Annotated in this window: 23 protein-coding genes and 1 tRNA gene; 19 read left to right on the forward strand and 5 right to left on the reverse strand. The window is 55.2% G+C overall.

Translation table 11 applies throughout. The features are described 5' to 3' along the window. Positions 1-190: 190 nt before the first annotated feature. On the forward strand, positions 191-430 hold the full coding sequence (locus CTZ24_RS14490; RefSeq protein ID WP_013509957.1) for a hypothetical protein: 240 nt from the start codon (positions 191-193) through the stop codon (positions 428-430). Positions 431-468: 38 nt separating this feature from the next. Here the strand turns inward: CTZ24_RS14490 and CTZ24_RS14495 are convergent, their stop codons facing one another. Further along, positions 469-1,368, reverse strand: coding sequence for a DMT family transporter (locus tag CTZ24_RS14495; RefSeq protein WP_208723885.1), 900 nt, complete (start codon positions 1,366-1,368; stop codon positions 469-471). Between the two features lie 179 nt (positions 1,369-1,547). Here CTZ24_RS14495 and CTZ24_RS14500 point away from each other — a divergent pair, with 179 nt between their 5' ends. Both CTZ24_RS14500 and CTZ24_RS14505 read left to right on the forward strand, forming a co-directional pair. Next, positions 1,548-2,417: an AraC family transcriptional regulator gene (locus CTZ24_RS14500; protein ID WP_208723886.1), complete on the forward strand. Its 870-nt coding sequence runs from the start codon at positions 1,548-1,550 to the stop codon at positions 2,415-2,417. A 180-nt stretch (positions 2,418-2,597) separates the two neighbouring features. Further along, the gene (locus tag CTZ24_RS14505) at positions 2,598-2,786 is read left to right on the forward strand and encodes a hypothetical protein (protein ID WP_208723887.1); all 189 of its coding nucleotides are present in this window, start codon (positions 2,598-2,600) and stop codon (positions 2,784-2,786) included. Positions 2,787-2,803: 17 nt separating this feature from the next. Here the strand turns inward: CTZ24_RS14505 and CTZ24_RS14510 are convergent. Then, positions 2,804-2,878, reverse strand: a tRNA-Arg gene (locus CTZ24_RS14510). A 74-nt stretch (positions 2,879-2,952) separates the two neighbouring features. Beyond that, on the reverse strand, positions 2,953-3,870 hold the full coding sequence (locus CTZ24_RS14515) for a formate/nitrite transporter family protein (RefSeq protein ID WP_021185137.1): 918 nt from the start codon (positions 3,868-3,870) through the stop codon (positions 2,953-2,955). A gap of 244 nt (positions 3,871-4,114) precedes the next feature. Between CTZ24_RS14515 and ccmA the strand changes: the two genes are divergently transcribed. Genes ccmA through mlaA form a run of 10 tightly spaced genes read left to right on the forward strand, consistent with a single transcriptional unit; the run spans position 4,115 to position 11,874 of the window. Then, a complete protein-coding gene (gene ccmA / locus CTZ24_RS14520) occupies positions 4,115-4,729 on the forward strand; it encodes a cytochrome c biogenesis heme-transporting ATPase CcmA (protein WP_021185136.1) in 615 nt (204 codons plus the stop codon). Continuing rightward, positions 4,729-5,388: a heme exporter protein CcmB gene (ccmB, locus tag CTZ24_RS14525; protein ID WP_036626878.1), complete on the forward strand. Its 660-nt coding sequence runs from the start codon at positions 4,729-4,731 to the stop codon at positions 5,386-5,388. Before ccmA ends, ccmB begins: the two co-directional genes overlap by 1 nt. 55 nt (positions 5,389-5,443) lie before the next feature. Beyond that, positions 5,444-6,184: a heme ABC transporter permease gene (locus tag CTZ24_RS14530; RefSeq protein WP_036626875.1), complete on the forward strand. Its 741-nt coding sequence runs from the start codon at positions 5,444-5,446 to the stop codon at positions 6,182-6,184. After that, positions 6,181-6,414, forward strand: a complete 234-nt coding sequence (ccmD, locus tag CTZ24_RS14535; protein ID WP_021185134.1) for a heme exporter protein CcmD — start codon at positions 6,181-6,183, stop codon at positions 6,412-6,414. Before CTZ24_RS14530 ends, ccmD begins: the two co-directional genes overlap by 4 nt. Further along, positions 6,411-6,896, forward strand: a complete 486-nt coding sequence (gene ccmE, locus CTZ24_RS14540) for a cytochrome c maturation protein CcmE (RefSeq protein WP_021185133.1) — start codon at positions 6,411-6,413, stop codon at positions 6,894-6,896. The genes ccmD and ccmE overlap by 4 nt, the downstream gene beginning before the upstream one ends. Continuing rightward, positions 6,893-8,851 (forward strand): heme lyase CcmF/NrfE family subunit, encoded by a 1,959-nt coding sequence (locus tag CTZ24_RS14545; protein ID WP_021185132.1) that lies wholly within the window; start codon positions 6,893-6,895, stop codon positions 8,849-8,851. The genes ccmE and CTZ24_RS14545 overlap by 4 nt, the downstream gene beginning before the upstream one ends. Further along, positions 8,848-9,405: a DsbE family thiol:disulfide interchange protein gene (locus CTZ24_RS14550; protein WP_013509947.1), complete on the forward strand. Its 558-nt coding sequence runs from the start codon at positions 8,848-8,850 to the stop codon at positions 9,403-9,405. Before CTZ24_RS14545 ends, CTZ24_RS14550 begins: the two co-directional genes overlap by 4 nt. After that, a complete protein-coding gene (locus CTZ24_RS14555; protein WP_036626831.1) occupies positions 9,402-9,857 on the forward strand; it encodes a cytochrome c-type biogenesis protein in 456 nt (151 codons plus the stop codon). Before CTZ24_RS14550 ends, CTZ24_RS14555 begins: the two co-directional genes overlap by 4 nt. Beyond that, entirely contained in the window at positions 9,857-11,068 is a 1,212-nt protein-coding gene (ccmI, locus tag CTZ24_RS14560; RefSeq protein WP_208723888.1) for a c-type cytochrome biogenesis protein CcmI, read from the forward strand. Before CTZ24_RS14555 ends, ccmI begins: the two co-directional genes overlap by 1 nt. 38 nt (positions 11,069-11,106) lie before the next feature. Then, a complete protein-coding gene (gene mlaA / locus CTZ24_RS14565) occupies positions 11,107-11,874 on the forward strand; it encodes a phospholipid-binding lipoprotein MlaA (RefSeq protein WP_021185130.1) in 768 nt (255 codons plus the stop codon). A 100-nt stretch (positions 11,875-11,974) separates the two neighbouring features. Here the strand turns inward: mlaA and fadL are convergent, their stop codons facing one another. Beyond that, positions 11,975-13,255 carry a long-chain fatty acid transporter FadL gene (gene fadL / locus CTZ24_RS14570; RefSeq protein WP_208723889.1) on the reverse strand — a complete coding sequence of 427 codons (1,281 nt, stop codon included), beginning with the start codon at positions 13,253-13,255 and terminating at the stop codon, positions 11,975-11,977. A gap of 356 nt (positions 13,256-13,611) precedes the next feature. On the opposite strand from fadL, the gene CTZ24_RS14575 reads away from it, so the two are divergent. The 4 genes from CTZ24_RS14575 to sixA all read left to right on the forward strand — a co-directional run bounded on the left by CTZ24_RS14575 (position 13,612) and on the right by sixA (position 18,195). Continuing rightward, positions 13,612-13,908 (forward strand): YfcZ/YiiS family protein, encoded by a 297-nt coding sequence (locus CTZ24_RS14575; RefSeq protein WP_208723890.1) that lies wholly within the window; start codon positions 13,612-13,614, stop codon positions 13,906-13,908. A gap of 169 nt (positions 13,909-14,077) precedes the next feature. After that, the gene (gene fadI, locus CTZ24_RS14580; RefSeq protein WP_208723891.1) at positions 14,078-15,388 is read left to right on the forward strand and encodes an acetyl-CoA C-acyltransferase FadI; all 1,311 of its coding nucleotides are present in this window, start codon (positions 14,078-14,080) and stop codon (positions 15,386-15,388) included. Next, positions 15,388-17,517: a fatty acid oxidation complex subunit alpha FadJ gene (gene fadJ / locus CTZ24_RS14585; RefSeq protein WP_208723892.1), complete on the forward strand. Its 2,130-nt coding sequence runs from the start codon at positions 15,388-15,390 to the stop codon at positions 17,515-17,517. Before fadI ends, fadJ begins: the two co-directional genes overlap by 1 nt. Positions 17,518-17,712: 195 nt before the next feature. Beyond that, positions 17,713-18,195 (forward strand): phosphohistidine phosphatase SixA, encoded by a 483-nt coding sequence (gene sixA / locus CTZ24_RS14590; RefSeq protein ID WP_036626869.1) that lies wholly within the window; start codon positions 17,713-17,715, stop codon positions 18,193-18,195. Between the two features lie 33 nt (positions 18,196-18,228). Here the strand turns inward: sixA and smrB are convergent, their stop codons facing one another. Further along, positions 18,229-18,777: an endonuclease SmrB gene (gene smrB, locus CTZ24_RS14595; RefSeq protein WP_021185125.1), complete on the reverse strand. Its 549-nt coding sequence runs from the start codon at positions 18,775-18,777 to the stop codon at positions 18,229-18,231. Between the two features lie 159 nt (positions 18,778-18,936). Between smrB and prmB the strand changes: the two genes are divergently transcribed. Both prmB and aroC read left to right on the forward strand, forming a co-directional pair. After that, positions 18,937-19,869 (forward strand): 50S ribosomal protein L3 N(5)-glutamine methyltransferase, encoded by a 933-nt coding sequence (prmB, locus tag CTZ24_RS14600; protein ID WP_208723893.1) that lies wholly within the window; start codon positions 18,937-18,939, stop codon positions 19,867-19,869. Positions 19,870-19,896: 27 nt separating this feature from the next. Further along, the gene (aroC, locus tag CTZ24_RS14605) at positions 19,897-20,982 is read left to right on the forward strand and encodes a chorismate synthase (protein WP_021185123.1); all 1,086 of its coding nucleotides are present in this window, start codon (positions 19,897-19,899) and stop codon (positions 20,980-20,982) included. The last annotated feature ends 1 nt before the right edge of the window (position 20,983 follow it).

Below are 20,983 nucleotides of genomic sequence, written 5' to 3' on the forward strand. Positions count from 1 at the left end.
AGCGACGGAATGAAATGCAGTGAAACCGGTATGAATGGCATTGCGCTACTTGCTAGCACGCATTGCGTGTCAGTGCATGAAAGATTGTTGCATCAGGTGGTGATATGTAACCAGATGCGTCTCAGGCCATTTATGGGCTGCAAACTAATAAAATTTTGCCATGCTTAAAGCTCATCAAACAGGAGGAAATATGAAAGACCGAGCATATGAATCCGCGTCGAGTGAGGATGAAGTTTGCTGCATCATCGGTCAGGCGGTGATCGAGTTAAGCGATGAACATCAACCAGTGAATAAATCCACGCTGTCGTTGAAACTACTGGCAATGGCCGATCGCGACAGAGACGATGAGCGCATACTGCTTTACTGGATCGCCAGAAAAGCGATCAATCAACCTCACCAGCTCAATATCGGCGTGCAGGGCTGGCGCTAAGAGGACCAGAGAGCGGGCGCAATGCCCGCTCTCGTGCATCAGGCCAGACGCAGGCGTTTTGCGGTCGGCCAGCGTAGGAACATCACCATATTTCCCGCCAGAATCATCACCAGGCCGACAATCGCGTTGCTATGCCATTGATAACCTTCATACAGGGTGGATAACGTTAACGCCACCAGCGGGAACAGTAGCGTGCTGTAGGCGGCCTGACTGGCCCCGATTCGTCCCACCAGGGTGAAATAGGCACCAAATCCCAGTACCGAACCAAAAATCGCCAGATAGCTCATGGAACCCAACCATTGCAGATTGAGTGCCGGGGCCAGTGAATCACCGTTTAGCGTGGCCAGCACCGCCATGATCAGCGCGCCATAAAGCATTGCATAGCTATTGGTGGTCAGAACATCACGCTGACGACGCTGGTGGCGCGTCGAAATCATATTGCCAAAGGAGAACCCCAGCGTGCCAAGCGCGCTCAAACCCACACCCCACAACAATTGTGGCGCTGGATGCGCAGCGCGGATATCGCCCCAGAACAGCGCAACGATACCACCTAACCCGAGAATCGCGGCAGGTAACAGACGAAAGGGGGGACGCTGACGGAAGAAGATCCAGCTATTCAGGGCATTATAAAGCACCGCCATCGAAAAAATCACCGACTCCAGACCACTGCTAATCCATGCTGCGGCATGATAAAAACAGACGAAATTGAAGCCAAACACACAACAACCCTGCAAAACACAGAACAGGTGATCCTGCGCATCCAGTTTTTTCAGGCGACGAATCAGTTTCAATACCACCAGCATCACCAGCGAAGCCAGCAAAAAGCGCCAGAACACCGCCACCAGGACCGGCGTATCAGCGGCTTCCTGCTGTAAAAAAATTGCTATCCAGGTGGTGCCCCAGATTAAAACCACCGCCAGATATAACACCAGGTTCATATGCTCTCTCCACAACAGATTTGCGGCGAGTGTGACGTCCCTTGTGGTGGTTGGCTTGCATTCTCTTGCGCCACAATTGCAAAATCTTGCGCTTTTTACCTCTGCGTCCCAATGTGGCCTGTTTTCTGTCCGTCTGAATCCGTAAACTAAGCGCTATTGCCCAGCGAGTGATGTTGACCATGCCTGATTACCAGACTTTTACTATGCTTCAGCGCCATAAAGCGCAGTTGCGTGACAGCGTGCAGCTAAGCAGCGGCATCAAGCTGGCAGCCTGGTTCAACAGCGGCGATCGCGTGACTAATCTGAGTAATCACCACACCCTCAGCCTCTACACCGCGGATGGTTATGATACCTGGCACAAAACCCAGCATGGTTGGCGTAATGGCGGTGGCCCTGATCGTTTTTGTCTGATGCCTTCCGGCACCGAATCGGTGTGGGATATTCGCGCAGACCTGTCGTTTGTGCATCTTTACTGCACCGATCAACACCTGCGCCAGATGGCTGAACAAATCTGGGATCGCAGTCCGGCTCGGCTTAATTTGCATGAGAAGGTATTCTCGGCGGATGATCGCATCACTCAACTCTATCGTCATTTCCTGCTCAGCACCGACTGGCAACAACCAGCCAACCAGTTGATGCTCAGCAGCGCATCAACCTTATTAATGACGCATTTGTTGCAGCATTACAGCGATGTGCAATGGCAAGCACCGCAGATACGTGGTGGGCTGGCCCCGGTAGTGCTACGTCGTATTCTGGCTTATATCGATGCGCATCTGGGTCAACCGCTCACGCTGGCACACCTCGCGGCTGAGGCGGCGTTGAGTGAGTTCCATTTCGCGCGCATGTTCCGCGCCAGCGTCGGGGAGGCACCACACCAATATGTGATGCGCCGACGCATGGACGAAGCCCTGACCTTGCTCAGGCACACGGCGTTACCGCTGACCGAGATTGCACTACGCTGTGGTTTCCACTCCTCCAGTCACTTCAGTAACCGGTTTCGCCAGTTACATGGGGTGACGCCTTCGGCGTGGCGGCAGACGCAGGGATGAGATCTGTCACTCGCTGAGATCGTTCTGCAACGTCCTGCTTTTCCTGAGAGACCCTACGCATTTTGTGATTCTGGCCAGTGAATTAGCGTGATTTTCAATGCTGAGTAGTTAAAATGGTTTTGCTAACGTGGTGTGATTATCACTTGTTTCACAGTAGGTTCTTATGCGAGGAAGCCCAATATGGAAATTCGTGTGTCAAAGTTGGAACAGGATCTGAGCGAAATGAAAACCGATCTGGCGGTTATTAAGTCAAACCACGCAACGCGTAGTGATCTTCTTGAGGAAATCGGTAAACAAACAAAATGGTTAATGGCGAGCATGGCTGCGATTGCCGGAGTGTCTCTGGCGCTGGCGCGTTGGTTGTTTTGAAGGGGTAACACCAGACATGGCGTTCCCTGCAGGGATCGAACCTGCAACTAGCCCTTAGGAGGGGCTCGTTATATCCATTTAACTAAGGGAACGTCGGCGCGCAGTATACCCCAGCAGCTACGCAAATTTAACCGCCTGTTTCCCGTTTGCTTAATATCTCAACAAATTAGCGTGATTTCTCACACTTCGCCTGGCGTTTTTGCTCGGCACGGGCTTTGGCTTTTGCCGCCTCGCTCATATCGTTGCGAATCTGCGCATGGCTGATCAAAGCAAAAATCAGCGTTCCGCCGGTAATATTGCCAAGCAACGTCGGCAGGGCGAATGGCCAGAGGAATTCATGCCAGGGAATACGGCCGGCAAACACCAGATACAGCACCTCCACTGAACCAACCACGATGTGGGCTAAGTCACCAAGCGCCACCAGCCAGGTCATCATCACGATCACCACAATTTTCGCGGCACCGGCATAGGGAAACATCCATACCATGGTGGCAATGATCCAGCCGGAAATCACCGCATTAGCGAACATCTCTCCCGGCGGGTTTGCCATTACTTTTTCACTGATCACGGTGAAAGCCTGACGGGTTGCCTCATCAAAGATCGGCATATAATTAAACGCCAGCGCACCCAGTGCCGTCCCGATCAAATTACCCGACAGCACCAGCCCCCAGAAGCGCAGTAGCAGCAAAATATTCCCTGACGTGGGTTTGTGCATTACGGGCAGCACAGCTGTCACGGTGTTTTCAGTGAACAACTGCTGACGCGCCATAATTACGATAACAAAACCAAAGGTATAGCCAAGATTTTCCAGTAAAAACCCCCCAGGTACGCCCTCCAGATGGACCTGGAAAATCCCCTTCGCCATCAGAGAGGCGCCCATCGACATCCCAGCTGCGATCGCTGACCACAGCAGCGCCATACCGTCACGCTCTAGTTCCTTTTCCCCGTCCTGACGTATCTCTTCATGGATGGCAGCGGCTCGTGAGGGTAACGCCTCCTCATCGACTTCAATCTCTGTGCCTTGCGTTTTTTCTTCGCTTTCAACGTCATTACTCGCTTGAGAAACCGATGGCGAACGCTTCATATTTTCCTCCGGTGATAATGCCATTGCGTAATAAGCGTAGCCGTTTTGCGCAAGCTTGATTTGTTACGTGGATTCAATTTAAGAGTAACAAGATTTTAACTGTGGTGGTTTTTTGAGCGATTTATTGATCTGAACCACCCGTTTACCCCGTTTGGGGTAGGTGTGACATGGCTCACAGACTACGGCCCACAGATTCATTGTGGTATTATCCCGGCCTAATTTCATTGCCATGATTCCCCCTTTTATGCTCGAAGTCATTAATCTCGCATGCGTTCGCGATGAGCGTACCCTGTTCAACGGGCTGAGCTTTCGTGTTGAAGCAGGCGACATCGTGCAAATTGAGGGGCCAAATGGCGCAGGTAAAACCTCGCTACTGCGCTTGCTGGCCGGATTGAGCCGGGCGGAAGAGGGTGACGTGCTGTGGCAGGCGCAGCCGATTCGTCAGCAGCGGGAAATATGGCATCAAAATCTGCTTTATCTGGGCCATCACCCGGGAGTGAAATCGGTACTCTCACCATTAGAGAATTTGCATTTCTGGCATGGCGACAGCCACAGTGACGCGATTTTCCAGGCTCTGGAGCAGGTTGATTTGCTGGGATATGAAGAGGTGCCAGTGGCACAGCTTTCTGCTGGTCAGCAGCGACGCGTCGCATTGGCTCGCCTGTGGCTCAGTCCGGCAACCTTGTGGATTCTTGATGAGCCGTTGACGGCCATCGACAAAGCTGGCGTGGAAAAATTGATGGCGCGTTTTGCGCAGCATGCCGATAACGGAGGCGCGGTGATTTTAACCACCCATCAGGATTTGCCAGACAGCGCAGAGCGGGTTCGTAAAATTCGTCTGGTATCGGAGTGGGCATGATGCTGGGCCGTGTGATTCAGCGTGAGCTGAAAATTGCCTTCCGCAGTGGTGCGGAAGTGATTAACCCGCTGTGGTTTTTCCTGATTGTCATTACGCTGTTCCCGCTGGGTATTGGCCCTGATCCGCAGCAACTGGCACGCATTGCCCCCGGTATCGCCTGGGTGGCTGCGTTACTGGCGTCGTTACTGGCGCTGGAGCGTCTGTTTCGCGATGACTTTCTGGACGGTTCGCTGGAGCAGCTGTTGTTACTGCCAACGCCATTGCCAGTCACGGTTCTGGGCAAAGTGATCGCTCACTGGCTGATTACCGGACTGCCGTTGATTTTATTGTCGCCGCTGGCGGCACTGCTGTTGTCACTCGACTTTGCCGGGTGGCGGGCAATGGCGCTGACCCTGTTGCTGGGAACGCCAACCCTGAGTTTTCTTGGGGCTATCGGCACCGGCCTGACCGTCGGTTTGCGGCGCGGCGGGGTGTTATTGAGTTTGCTGGTATTGCCATTGGCGATCCCGGTGTTGATTTTTGCCAGCGCAGCGATTGATGCCGCCGGACAGGGCCTGCCGATTGGCGGTTATCTGGCGATCCTCGGTGCCATGCTGGCAGGCAGTGCTACGCTGTCCCCGTTTGCTACGGCGGCGGCGCTGCGTATTAGTCTGCATTAAATCGTGCATCCACAGAGATGCCGAAATCTCTCTTCTTATATTGTGAGCTATGCAAATGTGGAAATGGTTACACCAGTGGGCAAAGCCTGAAAAGCTGTATCGGCTTTGTGGTCGCTTAATTCCCTGGTTCGCGGTACTTGGGGTCGCCACCTTGTTGTTGGGTTGGGTGTGGGGCTTTGGTTTTGCGCCAGCGGATTATCAGCAGGGCGATAGCTTCCGCATCATGTACATCCATGTACCGGCAGCAATGTGGTCAATGGGCGTCTATGCCTCAATGGCGATTGCCGCGTTTATCGGTCTGGTGTGGCAGATGAAAATGGCTGACCTGGTATCGGCAGCGATGGCACCGGTTGGCGCTGTGTTCACCTTTATCGCGCTGGTCACGGGGTCCGCCTGGGGCAAGCCGATGTGGGGCACCTGGTGGATTTGGGATGCCCGCCTGACGTCTGAACTGGTATTGCTGTTCCTTTATATGGGTGTCATCGCCCTCTATCACGCCTTTGATGACCGTCGCACTGCCGGTCGTGCTGCTGGAATTTTAATTCTGGTTGGTGTGATTAACCTGCCGATTATTCACTTCTCGGTGCAGTGGTGGAACACCCTGCATCAGGGGTCGTCCGGCATTCTGCAACAGGCGATTGCGCCGAGCATGCGTACCCCGCTGCGTTGGGCGATCCTCGGTTATCTACTGGTATTCATCTCGCTGACGCTGATGCGTCTGCGCAATATGATTTTGTTTACTGAACGTCATCGTCCCTGGGCGATTGAGGTCGCACAGGGAGGGCGCAAATCATGACGCCAGCTTTCTCTTCCTGGCAGGATTTCTTTGCCATGGGCGGCTATGCCTTTTATGTCTGGCTCGCCGTGGTCTTCACGCTGATTCCGCTGATCGGTCTGGTGCTGCACACCGTGCTGTTCCGCCGTCGCCTGCTGGCGGAAATTCGCCAGCGTCAATCCAGGGAGCGTCGCATCCGTGCGGCTAAATCGAAAAAAGCCGCCAGTGAAGCGGCAGGAGAATCTGTGTGAATATCCGTCGTCGTAACCGCCTGTATGTGGTGGTAGCGGTGTTGGTGGGCTTGGGCCTTGCCACTACGCTGGTGATGTATGCGCTGCGTTCCAACATCGATCTGTTCTACACCCCGAGCGAAATTCTGTACGGCAAGGGCGAAAATCACCAGAAACCCGAGCCAGGCCAGCGTTTGCGCGTTGGTGGCATGGTGATGCCGGGGAGCGTCAAGCGCGATCCCAAAACCCTCGCTGTCTCATTCAAACTGTATGACGCCAACGGCGTGGTGAGCGTCAGCTATGAAGGCATTCTGCCGGACCTGTTCCGCGAAGGGCAGGGTGTGGTGGCACAAGGGGTGCTGGAGGACGGCAACCTGGTGAATGCCAAAGAAGTGCTGGCGAAGCACGATGAAAAATATACGCCACCGGAAATCCAGGACGCGATGAAGAAAAATCACACAGGACCTGCGGCCAACTATCAGCAGGCAGGTGCCCAATCATGATGCCAGAAATTGGCAGTTTTCTGCTCTGCCTGGCGCTGGGACTGGCGCTGCTGTTAAGTATTTATCCGCTATGGGGCGCGGTGCGTCAGGATGCACGTTTAATGGCGTTGGCGCGCCCGCTGACGGTCGGGATGTTTGCCTGTATCGCAGCGGCGTTTTTGCTGTTGGTACACGCGTTTATCGTGAACGATTTTACCGTGGCTTACGTCGCAACCAACTCCAACACCTTGCTGCCGGTTTATTATCGCATCGCCGCGACATGGGGAGCGCACGAAGGTTCGCTGCTGTTGTGGGTGCTGCTGTTGAGTAGCTGGACGTTGGCGGTGGCGATTTTCAGTCGCGGCATGCCGCAGGATGCGTTGGCGCGCGTGCTGTCGGTGATGGGGATGATTAACCTCGGCTTCCTGCTGTTTATCACCCTGACATCGAACCCGTTTACCCGTACCTTGCCTAACTTCCCGATTGACGGCAGTGACCTCAATCCGATGTTGCAGGATATCGGCCTGATCTTCCATCCGCCGCTACTGTATATGGGCTATGTCGGCTTCTCCGTTGCCTTTGCGTTTGCCATCGCCTCACTGATGGCGGGGCGTCTCGATACCGCATGGGCGCGCTGGTCACGTCCGTGGACTACGGCCGCCTGGGTGTTTCTGACCATCGGCATCGTGCTGGGTTCGGCCTGGGCATATTACGAACTCGGCTGGGGCGGCTGGTGGTTCTGGGACCCGGTCGAAAATGCTTCCTTTATGCCGTGGCTGGCAGGCACAGCGTTGATGCACTCGCTGGCGGTAACGGAAAAGCGCGGCAGCTTTAAATCCTGGACGGTGCTGCTGGCGATTACCGCATTCTCGCTGAGCTTGCTCGGCACCTTCCTCGTGCGTTCCGGCGTGCTGGTATCGGTGCACTCGTTTGCCTCCGATCCGGCGCGCGGCATGTTTATTCTCGCTTTCCTGGTGATCGTGATTGGTAGCTCGCTGTTGCTGTACGCAATTAAAGGCGGTCAGGTACGCAGCCGGGTGCAAAATGAAGCCTGGTCACGCGAATCGTTCCTGCTGGGTAACAACGTACTGTTGATTGCCGCCATGCTGGTGGTTCTGCTGGGTACCCTGCTGCCGCTGGTGCATAAGCAACTGGGGCTGGGCAGCATTTCGGTCGGCGAACCTTTCTTTAATACCATGTTCACCTGGCTGATGGCGCCGTTCGCGCTGATGCTCGGCATCGGCCCGTTGGTGCGCTGGCGACGTGATGAGCCGCAGAAACTGTGGAAACGTCTCGGCATCGCCTTACTGGTGACGCTGATCCTCTCCATCGCGCTGCCGTGGTTGTTGCAAGATCGTATTGAAGCGATGACGGTGATTGGCTTGCTGATGTCGATCTGGGTGATCCTGCTGACATTAATGGAGCTGCACGAACGCGCCACCCATCGTCATACTTTCTTCAAAGGCTTGCGCCATCTGACGCGCAGCCATTGGGGTATGGTGCTTGGTCATCTCGGTGTGGCAGTGACGGTGATTGGTATCGCCTTCAGTACCCAGTACAGCGTCGAGCGCGATGTGCGGATGAAGTCGGGCGATAATATTGATATCCACAATTACCACTTCATCTTCCGTGACGTGCATAACCTGCAAGGGCCGAACTACAGCGGTGGCGTGGCGATTATCGACGTGACCCGCAACGGTAAGCCGGAAGCGGTGCTACACGCGGAGAAACGCTTCTATACCGCCGCGCGTACCATGATGACCGAAGCGGCGATCAGCGGTGGCTTTACCCGCGATCTCTATGCGGCGTTGGGCGAAGAGCTGGATGACGGCTCCTGGGCAGTGCGGATTTACTACAAACCTTTCGTGCGCTGGATCTGGTTCGGCGGCGTGTTTATGGCGGTGGGTGGCCTGCTTTGTCTGCTCGACCCGCGTTATCGTTCGCGCAAAAAAGCGCAACGGGAGGAGCAGGCATGAACAAGAAAATCCTTTTTATCCCGCTGGTGTTGTTTCTGCTGCTGGCGGCGGCGCTGCTGTGGCAGTTGACGCGCAATGCCAATGGCGACGATCCGACGTTGCTGGAGTCGGCGCTGATTGGCAAACCGGTGCCGGTGTTCAAACTCGAAGCGCTCGACAAACCAGGTAAAATATACGACCAACAGGTGCTGACTGATGGCAAACCGATTTTGCTGAACGTCTGGGCCACCTGGTGTCCGACCTGCCGCGCGGAGCACGAATATCTCAACACGCTGGCGGAAAAAGGCATTCGCGTGGTGGGCCTCAACTATAAAGACGATCGCACCAAAGCGGTGACCTGGCTGAATACCCTGGGGAATCCTTATGCGCTGAGCCTGTATGACGGTGATGGCATGCTGGGTCTGGATCTCGGCGTCTACGGTGCGCCAGAAACCTTCCTGATTGATGGCAAAGGCATTATTCGTTATCGCCATGCCGGTGATATGAACGAGCGTGTCTGGCAGCAGGAAGTGAAACCGCTGTGGGATAAATACAGCAAGGGGGCAGGGGCGTGAAACGGCTGCTTCTTTTGCTCGCAGGCGTGTTGTTGAGCACCAGCCTGTGGGCGGCGATTGATACTTACCAGTTCGATTCGGTGCAGCAGGAGGAGCAGTATCGCGATCTGACCGGTTCGCTACGCTGCCCGAAATGCCAGAACAACAGCATCGCTGACTCCAACGCGATGATTGCTGCGGATATGCGTCTCAAAGTTTATGAACTGATGAAGCAGGGGCAGAGCCGCCAGCAAATCATTGATTATATGGTGGCGCGTTATGGCAATTTCGTCACTTACGAACCGCCGGTGACGCCATCAACCCTGATCCTGTGGGTCGGCCCGGCTCTGTTTGTGGTGCTCGGTGGCCTGATCATTATCCTGCGCAGTCGCCAGCGTAAAACGCGCAGCGAACTGGATGACAACGAACAACAACGCCTTGCGGCGATTCTGAAGCGTGACGGGAAGCCGTAATGAGTGGATTCTGGATTACCCTGATAATTTTACTGGCGGCAGCCACGGTGCTGTTTCTGAGCGCAGGCTGGCGTCAGCGTGTGGCGAGTAATGGCGATCGCGATCGTCTGAACACCGACTTTTATCAGCAGCGCCTGCGCGAGCTGGAGCGTGATGAAGATGAAGGTGTGGTGGCAGAGCGACCCGAGATGGTACGCGAGCTGCAACAAACGTTGCTGACCGATGTGCCGCAACAGGATGAGGTGCGCAGCCATCAAAGCAGCCGCTGGGTCCTGCTCCCCGGTGTCGGTTTGTTGATCGTGGTTTCACTCGGCATGTACCTGAAAACCGGTGGATTGGCGCAACTGGCGGGCTGGACCTCGGTACAACAAGAATATCCGGCGTTACGTGCGCGCGTGATGGATCCGCAGGCGAAACCGTTGACGATGGAAGAACTGGCGCGTCTGCAACTTGGGCTGCGTACCTCGCTGCAATCCGACCCGCAAAACCTCAATGACTGGACCATGTTGGGCCGACTTGGCATGGTGCTGAATAACGCCACCGATGCCAGTCAGGCATTCGAACGTGCGTTGCAACTGGCTCCGAATAATCTGGAACTGCAACAGGATTACGCAGAAGTGCTGACGCGCTCCAGCGATCCACAGGATAATCGTCAGGCCAGCATGTTGCTGCGTGACCTGCTGAAGCGCGATCACAGCAATGTCCGTACCCTGAGTTTGCTGGCGTTCAACGCTTTTGAGCAGCAGCAATATGATGAGGCGATTGGTGCCTGGCAGACGATGCTGAAATTGTTACCGGCGGGGGACCATCGTATTGCGATGATCGAGCGCAGCATTGAACAAGCAAAAACCGATGCGGGACAGCAAAATAGCCACCTGGCATTGGCGGTAAGTTTAACGCCCCAGGCAGAAAAAATGTTACCGCAAGGCGGAGTGTTGTATATTTCTGTGACTGACGGTGTATCACCGGTGCCTGTGGCAGTGAAGCGTTTACCGCTCAGCCACTTCCCGTTATCGCTCACGCTGGATGACAGTAACGCTATGATGCCAGACCGTTTATTGTCGGCGCAGCATCAGGTGCAGGTCCGGGTGCGTGTCTCGCGCGATGGTAGCGCCAATCCGCAGTCTGGAGACTGGTTTGGTTTAAGCGCAGTGACGCCCTGGGACGGTCATCAGCAACTGGCTGTAGAGATTAATCAGCAGCAGCCCTGAAGCGATACACCCTAAAACTGCACGCACAGGGAGAGAATATGAATTACCGCCTGACCGGTCTGGCGCTGGCCAGTGTATTGCTGGTGGGATGCGCCAGCTCCAAACCGGCTGACAACGATCAACCTGCGCAGCGCAGCGATCCGTTTGAAGGCTTTAACCGCACGATGTTTAATTTCAACTACAACGTGCTGGATCCGTATGTCGTGCGTCCGGTGGCGGTGGCCTGGCGCGATTATGTGCCGGTGCCTGCGCGTACTGGGATCAGCAATGTGCTCAGTAACCTTGATGAACCGGCGAGTATGGTCAACGCCTTCCTGACCGGCGAGCCGCGTCGTGCAATGATCCATTTCACCCGTTTCTTCCTGAACTCGACGTTAGGATTGGGTGGTTTTATCGACGTAGCGGGCAAAGCTAACCCTGAGCTGGCGCGTGAAGAGCCGCACCGTTTTGGTAGTACGCTGGGCCGTTATGGCGTCGGTTATGGACCTTATGTGGAACTGCCTGCTTACGGTAGTTTTACCCTGCGTCAGGATGGCGGGGACTATGTTGATACCCTCTATCCAGTGCTGGGTTGGCTGACCTGGCCAATGTCGATAGGTAAATGGACGCTGGAAGGGGTGGAAACCCGTGCGCAGTTGCTTGATAGCGATGCTATTCTGCGTCAGCAACAGGATCCTTATGCGTTTATCCGCAACGCTTATTTCCAGCGTAATGATTTCCTGGCCCGTGGCGGTAAGCTGAAGCCAGAAGAAAACCCGAACGCTAAAGCGATTCAGGGCGATCTCAACGAGATTGATGCGGAATAAATGAAAAGAAGGCGGCTGATTTAGCCGCCTTCTTATTTGTAACGGCGCGATTTATCGCGCCGCTACGAACGGGGTGCACAACAATGTACACCCGTATTCATCAGAACTTATAGTTAAAGCCTGCTGCATACAGCATCGCTTTCCCTTCCGATCTAAAGGTGTAGTCACCTTCTTTAATCGTTACGTTCTGGCCGTGCATGTAGGAAATACCAATATCCACTGACGCATCCTTGTTGAACGCATAGGACGCACCGGCGCTCAGCCACAGACGGTCCTGGTCCGGGATCGAGATAGAACGTTTATCTGCCGGTACCGGGCTGTCATCAAAGGCGATACCGCCACGGAAGGTCCAGTTATCGTCGTAGAAATAGGTGGTACCCAGCGCGATACGATAGGCGTCGTGGAAGCCTTCATCTTTATAGAACAGGGTCTGACCATTGTTGGTGGCTTTCAGCTCCTGGAACTGGCTCCAGCTGGTGTAGGTCAGGCTATAGTGCACCGCCCATTGTGGCGCAACTTTATGCCAGCCAGACACTTCCCACATTTCCGGCAGATTGAGTGTCAGTGAACCTGGGATCGTCGATCCCCCTGTGGCATACGGCAGACCTAAACCCATCGCCTGGTTAATGGCGTTAACAGAGGTCGGCAGGTCACTTTTGTAATCGCCATCAAAGTCGATTTTCACTTCAGAACGATAGGTAAAGCCAAAGCGGTTGTTTTTATCCACTTCATACAGGATACCAGCGTTCCAGCCATAGCCCCATTCGTCGCCTTTCAAATGGGCGATTTGGGTATTAGCCGGAAGACCCAGCGCAGCACCAGATTCACCGGCGTAACGTTCGATTTTCGCTTTGGCATACACCGCATCAAAACCGATACCAAAACTGAAATGTTCATTCAGACGATAAGCGGTGCTGATATTAAAATTACCGGTGGTTAAATCGGTAGTACCGCCGTAAGCGCCTGCGGTGTAACCGTTATTAAATTCTGTCGCCAGGCCATAGTTAGAGGTGACCGAAGCCCCCACCCACCACTGATCGTTAATCGGGTGCACATAGTGGATATTGGGAATCCACTGGTTCGGGGCGATGTTTTTGGCGTCGAGGCTACGGCCCGTTGGGCTGGTGCCGCTAATATTCACATCCGGGTCGATATACACCGCACCAATTGAAAACTCGGGGCGGTCCATCAACGCCATGGTTGCAGGGTTGCGGCTGGCGGAGGCGGCGGTATCACCCATTGCGCCTTCACCTGAATAGGCACGGCCTAATCCGATTGCTGAAAATTCATTAAGTTGAAAGCCAGCAGCGTAAACATGAGAAGAGACGAGCGCGACTGCAGCTGCCACAGCTGACTTTGCAAACAGGTTCTTATGGTTCATGACCACAACCTCATCAATTATTATTAAACGTTGTTACATCGCGTAACAAGGGTCGGCGGATTGTAGGGACTGACGACAGAGACACATATCAGACCAGTGCGACGAGTATAGGTCGGACCTGTGTATTTGTTGCAATAATGTTTTTAAAATATTTCCAATTTGATCGATAAAATCAGATCTGCTTAACAAAATCCTTGCCGTTACGTTCCAGCATAGCGAGTCAAATTTGTTTTGGATCAATTTTTAGTGTGATATTCGTCACTTAGCAGGTTGAGCGTGGCGACGGTAAGGCTTCAGGCGTACACTTTGTGGCAGAAAAAATTCCTTTTTGTCTGTTTTATCGTCAGGAGAAAGCCATGACTGATGCCATTAATAAATGCAGCGCCAACGAAACCGCAGCCTGCTGCTGCGTTGATGTGGGGACTGTTGTCGACAACACCGATTGCACTGCCAGCTGGTCTGGATTGTTTGCCGACCGCCATGCGGCTGAAGCGATGCTGAAGCACCTGAGTGAGCGGGCGCGACAGGTTGAATCCGAGCCGTGCGATATCCGCCCACAACTGGAGAATGAAGCCGAAGGCGTGCGCCTGAATATCGATTTCATCTTCGCCTGTCAGGCAGAATCCCTGATTTTCCAGCTCGGTCTGCGCTAATCCCCCCAACTGCCGGACTTGGTTCCGGCAGTGTTTGTTAATTTCGTGTTTCTCCTCGCACTTTTTTCCTCTGCATATTGGCGACTTACGCGCTCCTGGTTAACACTGATGATCAGGTCAGACCTCTTTGGGCAATGACGCCCCGGTCGAATAGCACAGGTGACAGGCAATGAGCAAAGCGCAGCCGCTGCTGACGCGTCAGGGCGAACGCATCGCCATAACCCACGGACTCCGTACCCCGTTTGCCCGCCAGGCGAGTGATTTTCATGGTATCCCGGCGCTGGAGCTGGGACGGATGGTGGTGAGCGAATTAATGGCCCGCAGCGAATTGCCGGTGGAGGTTATCGACCAACTGGTGTTCGGCCAGGTGGTGCAAATGCCGGAAGCACCCAATATCGCCCGTGAAATCGTGTTGAGTAGTGGATTGAGCGTGCATACCGATGCGTACAGCGTCAGCCGGGCCTGTGCCACCAGTTTTCAGGCAGTGGCAAATGTGGCGGAAAGCCTGATGGCGGGTAGCATTGATGCCGGTATCGCTGGCGGCGCGGATTCCTCTTCGGTATTGCCGATTGGCGTCAGTAAAACCTTGGCGCGCGCGCTGGTTGATCTTAACAAAGCGCGTCGCTTCAGCCAGAAGCTGCAAATTTTACGTCGCCTGCGCCCGCGTGACCTGTTGCCGGTGCCACCGGCGGTGGCTGAGTATTCCACCGGACTGCGCATGGGGGACACCGCCGAGCAGATGGCGAAAACGCACGGCATCACCCGCGAGCAGCAGGATGCGTTAGCCCTGCGTTCACATCAGCGTGCGGCGCGTGCATGGCAATCTGGTGTGCTGTCACAGGAAGTGATGCCTGCCTTTGTGCCGCCGTGGAAAGCCCCGATCGAGCAGGATAACAACGTCCGTTTTAACGCCAGCGCTGCCGACTATGCGCGGCTGCGTCCGGCGTTTGACCGTCAGCATGGCACAGTAACCGCCGCCAACAGCACGCCGCTTACCGACGGTGCAGCCGCCGTGATTCTGATGCGTGAAGGGCGTGCGCGTGAGTTGGGCATCACTCCGCTTGGGTATCTACGCAGCTACGCGTTTAGCGCCATTGATGTCTGGCAGGATATGTTGCTGGGACCGGCCTATGCCTCGCCTCTGGCGCTGGAGCGTGCTGGTATTGGCCTCAACGACCTGACCCTGATTGATATGCATGAAGCTTTCGCCGCACAAACCCTGGCAAATTTGAAAATGTTTAATGATGAACGCTTTGCGCGCGAGGTGTTAAACCGCCCGCATGCGCTAGGTGAGGTGAATGAAGAACGTTTTAACGTGCTGGGGGGATCGATCGCCTATGGTCATCCCTTCGCCGCGACCGGCGCGCGGATGATCACCCAGACGTTACAGGAATTACGGCGACGCGGTGGCGGGCTGGGACTGGTGACCGCCTGTGCAGCGGGTGGCTTAGGCACCGCAATGGTACTGGAGGCCGAATAATGCATGATTCTGCGTTCCACCTGCATATGCGCCTCGATCACATTGGCGTGATCACCATTGATGTACCGGGCGAGAAGATGAACACCCTGAAAGCTGAATTTGTGCCGCAAATTCAGGCGGTGCTGGCAGAAGCCCGCCGCGATCCCGAGCTGGTCGGGCTGGTATTGATCTCCGGTAAACGTGACAACTTTATCGCTGGCGCGGATATCAGCATGATTGACCGCTGTCAGACGGCGGATGACGCCGAAGCGCTGGCTCGGCAGGGACAAGAAGTGATGGCGGCTATTGCGGCGCTGCCGTTTCCTGTCGTGGCGGCGATTCACGGTGCCTGCCTGGGGGGCGGGCTGGAGTTGGCGCTGGCGTGTGATGCACGTATCTGCTCGCTGGATGACAAAACCCGTTTGGGTCTGCCGGAAGTTCAGTTGGGATTGCTGCCCGGTTCTGGCGGTACGCAACGTTTGCCACGGTTAATTGGTCTTCAGCAGGCGCTGCCGTTGATCCTGACCGGGAAACAACTGCGGGCGAAGCAGGCGCTAAAGCTGGGGCTGGTTGATGACGCGGTCCCGCAATCCATTCTGCTGGAAACCGCCATTGCGCGAGTGCTGAAGGGGAAAAAGACGCTGCGAACGCTGCCATGCCGTGATCGACTGTTGCAAGGGCCAATCGCCCGACAGGTGGTGTTCGCGCTGGCAAAACGTCAGACCGACAGCAAAACCCACGGCAACTATCCGGCTGTCGAGCGTATTTTACAGGTGGTGCGTAGCGGGCTGGAGCAAGGTAGCAGCGCCGGTCATGAAGCAGAAGCGCGTGCCTTTGGACAACTGGCGATGACCCGCGAATCGGTCGCGCTGCGCAGTTTATTCTTTGCCTCCACGGCGATAAAGAAAGAAGCCTTTGCTGATGCTGAACCGCGCGAGCTTCAGCATATCGGCGTGCTCGGTGGCGGGCTGATGGGCGGGGGTATCGCCAGCGTCACGGCGTTGAATGCCGGATTGCCGGTACGTATTCGCGATATTAACCTCAGCGGCATTAATCATGCGTTGCAATATAGCTGGGATCGCCTGACGCAGCGCCTGAAACGCCGCCAGATCAAGGCGGCTCAACGTCAGCAACAGATGGCGTTAATTAGCGGAACGCAGGATTATCAGGGATTTGCCCGGCGAGACCTGGTGATTGAGGCGGTATTTGAAGATCTGGCGTTGAAGCAGCAGATGGTGGCAGAAATTGAAAGCCATTGTCAGCCGTATACCATTTTTGCTTCCAACACCTCATCGCTGCCGATTGGCGACATTGCTGCCAAAGCCCAGCGCCCGGAGAACGTGATCGGTCTGCATTTTTTCAGTCCGGTAGACAAAATGCCGCTGGTGGAGGTGATCCCGCACGCAACCACCTCGGCAGCAACCCTGGCGACTACCGTGCAGCTGGCGCGCCAGCAGGGTAAAACCGCCGTGGTGGTGGCGGATAAACCGGGCTTCTACGTCAACCGTATTCTGGCGCCCTATATAAATGAAGCGATGCGTTGTCTGCTGGAAGGCGAACCAATTGAACATATTGATCGAGCGCTGGTGAAGTTCGGCTTTCCGGTGGGGCCGTTGCAGTTGCTGGATGAGGTGGGGATTGACGTTGGCAGCAAAATCAGCCCGATTCTGCAACAGGCATATGGCGATCGTTTTAGCGCGCCGGAGGCCGTCGCGGCGATTCTGGCTGACGATCGCAAAGGACGTAAAAACGGCAAAGGCTTCTATTTATATCAGCGCGCACGTTTCCCGATGAAACGCAAAGCCGATCCGTCGCTTTACACGCTGCTCGGCATCAAACCGCAGGCCAGGCAAAGTGAAGGGCAAATCGCCACGCGCTGCGTCATGATGATGCTGAATGAGGCCGCTCGCTGTCTGAACGAAGCGGTGATTCGCAGCGCGCGTGATGGCGACATTGCCGCTGTGTTTGGCATCGGTTTTCCGCCGTTCCTGGGCGGCCCCTTCCGTTATATGGACACGCTGGGTGCCGCAGAAATGGTCAATACATTAAACGCCTTAATGCAGCAGCACGGTGATCGTTTCGCACCTTGTGACACTCTGATGACAGCGGTACAAGAGCAAACGAAATTTTACACTTCTGCACAAATCTGAATAGGCTTACAGATTCAGCGGGTTAGAAAGACGGTTCGGATAAGGCTTATGCGGTAGCATTCTGAGATATGCTTATTTAATAAACAACCGGTTGACTATACTGAAGCCATTGCGGTAAAACACAGCGTTCATTCGCAGAATGAAGCGTCTGGTGCTGTGGTACCGGATGATATCGACAAACAACAGCGGTGCTTTATGCAAGTTTTTATCATGCGTCATGGCGATGCGGCTCTGGAAGCAGCAAGTGATTCAGTCAGACCACTCACGCTTTGCGGATGTGACGAATCACGCCAGATGGCGAGCTGGCTCAACGGCCAGGCGCTGGATATCGAACGGGTGCTGGTCAGCCCCTATCTGCGTGCCGGGCAAACCCTGGCAACGGTACGCGAAGCCCTGACGCTGCCGGAAGGGCAGGACGTGTTGCCAGAGTTGACGCCGGGTGGCGATCCGGGGCTGGTGGCCTGCTATTTACAGGCGCTGGCGAACGAAGGGGTGAAATCGGTACTGGTGATTTCGCATCTGCCGCTGGTGGGGTATCTGGTTTCCGAGTTGTGCCCGCAGGAAACGCCACCGATGTTCGCAACCTCCGCCATTGCCTGCGTCAATTTTGACCCGGCAACCTGCGAAGGCAAGCTGGAGTGGCAGGTCAGTCCCTCGAAACTGGCCAAAGCGATGTAATCCCGCTATGGGCCGCTGCGGCGGCCCCATCCCTCAAGGCAATTCTGGCGGTTGCCACTCTTCCACTTCAATCAATACCAGCAAGGCTGCATCGCCACCGAACAATTTTGGTGCCTGATGAAACGCCATCACCCACGGATGTTGTGCCAGCCACAGCGGCGTTTGCTGCTTGAGGATGTGTTTGCCGTGCCCGGTCATCACACTGGCGCAAAACAGGTGCTCGCGCCGACAGGCGGCGATTAGCGCACCCAGCTCCTGCTTGGCTTGCATCTGGGTTAAGCCGTGCAGATCGAGAAAGATCTCCGGGGTGTAGTCGCCACGCCGCAGTTTTTTCAACTCATAATGGCTGACATCGGCGCGCACGTAACGCACCGGCCCGTCGCTGGACAGCAGCGGCTGAAACTCGTCGGAGAAATAATGGCTATTATCGGCCTGTTCGGAAAGCAGCCTTTTCAGCGGAACTTCACGCGTTTTCACCACCGGTTTATGCACGATGGTGTCCTGTTTCAGCTTGCGTGTTCCGGTCATTAACTGGCGGAACAGCGCCTGATCGTCCTGGCTTAGCGGCGTCTTTTTACTCATGTCTCAATTGGTATCTTCAGGAATGGCGGGGGGTTCTGAGGTCCTACCTTACCTTTAAGTGTTAACAAATGTCAGCTTTTTCGCCTCGCCGCGCTGAATTCTGCCCGGCTTCGTGGCAAACTATCGGCCGATTGATTTTATGGCCTGCTGGAGGGCTACGTGGACAAAATTTTCGTCGATGAGGCAGTCAACGAACTGCACACCATTCAGGATATGCTGCGCTGGGCCGTCAGCCGTTTTTCTGCGGCCGGTATCTGGTACGGTCACGGCACAGACAACCCCTGGGACGAAGCGGTACAACTGGTCCTGCCCACCCTCTGGCTGCCGCTGGATATCCCGGAAGATATGCGCCATGCGCGCCTGACTGCCAGCGAGCGTCATCGTATCGTTGAACGCGTAATTCGCCGCGTTAACGAGCGCATTCCGGTGGCCTACCTCACTAACAAAGCCTGGTTCTGCGGCCATGAATTTTACGTTGACGAGCGCGTGCTGGTGCCACGTTCGCCGATTGGCGAATTGATTGACAACCGTTTTGCCGGACTGATCGCCGAAAACCCAAACCATATCCTTGATATGTGTACCGGTAGCGGTTGTATCGCCATTGCCTGCGCTTATGCTTTCCCGGAAGCCGAGGTGGATGCCGTTGATATCTCCACCGATGCACTGGCGGTCGCAGAGCAGAACATCGAAGAACATGGTTTGCTGAACCACGTAACCCCGATTCGTGCCGACCTGTTCCGTGGCCTGCCAGAGGTGAAATACGATCTGATCGTCACCAACCCGCCTTACGTCGACGCCGAAGATATGGATGACTTGCCGGGTGAATATCGTCACGAACCGGAACTGGGGCTGGCCGCAGGTAGCGATGGCCTGAAGCTGGTGCGTCGTATCCTCGCCTGTGCGCCAAATTACCTGAGCGAGCAGGGCGTGCTGATTTGCGAAGTGGGCAACAGCATGGTGCATATGATCGAACAGTATCCCGATGTGCCTTTCACCTGGCTGGAGTTCGACAACGGTGGCGACGGCGTATTTATGCTGACTCGTCAGCAAATCGTTGACGCGCAGCATCATTTCTCATTCTTTAAAGACTAAAAGCGAACAACGCAACAAGGATTCAGCATGGCCGGAAACAGCATCGGACAATTTTTTCGAGTAACTACGTTTGGCGAGTCGCACGGTATTGCGTTGGGCTGTATTGTCGATGGCGTACCGCCGGGCATCCCTCTGACCGAAGCCGATATTCAACACGATCTCGATCGTCGTCGTCCTGGCACCTCGCGTTATACCACCCAACGCCGCGAGCCGGATCAGGTGAAAATTTTGTCAGGCGTGTTTGAAGGTGTGACCACCGGCACTTCAATTGGCCTGCTGATTGAGAACACCGACCAGCGTTCCCAGGATTACAGCGCCATTAAAGATCTGTTCCGTCCCGGCCATGCAGATTACACCTACGAGCAAAAATACGGCCTGCGTGATTACCGTGGTGGCGGCCGTTCCTCGGCACGCGAAACTGCGATGCGCGTGGCGGCGGGTGCCATCGCCAAAAAATATCTACAGATGAAACACGGCATTCAGGTGCGTGGTTATCTGGCGCAGATTGGCGATGTGGCTTGTGAGTTGAAGGACTGGAGCATTGTCGAAGAAAACCCGTTTTTCTGCCCGGATGCTGACAAGCTGGAAGCGCTGGATGAACTGATGCGTGCGCTGAAAAAAGAGGGTGACTCCATTGGTGCCAAAGTGACGGTGATGGCAGAGAATGTCCCACCGGGCCTCGGTGAGCCAGTGTTTGACCGCCTCGATGCTGACCTGGCCCATGCGCTGATGAGCATCAACGCCGTGAAAGGCGTTGAGATTGGCGACGGTTTTGCGGTGGTGAACCAGCGTGGCAGCCAGCATCGCGATGAAATCCGTGCTAACGGTTTCCAGAGCAACCATGCGGGCGGTATTCTCGGCGGTATCAGCAGCGGCCAGACCATCAGCGCGAACCTGGCGATGAAACCGACTTCGAGCATCACCGTACCGGGTAAAACCATCACCCGTGACGGCGAAGAAGTTGAGATGATCACCAAAGGTCGTCACGATCCCTGCGTCGGTATCCGCGCGGTGCCGATCGCTGAAGCGATGATGGCGATCGTGCTGATGGATCATCTGCTGCGCCAGCGTGCGCAGTGTGCTGACGTTAACTCCACTGTTCCACGCTGGTAAA

Source organism: Pantoea phytobeneficialis (assembly GCF_009728735.1).
Classification (GTDB): Bacteria; Pseudomonadota; Gammaproteobacteria; order Enterobacterales; family Enterobacteriaceae; genus Pantoea; species Pantoea phytobeneficialis.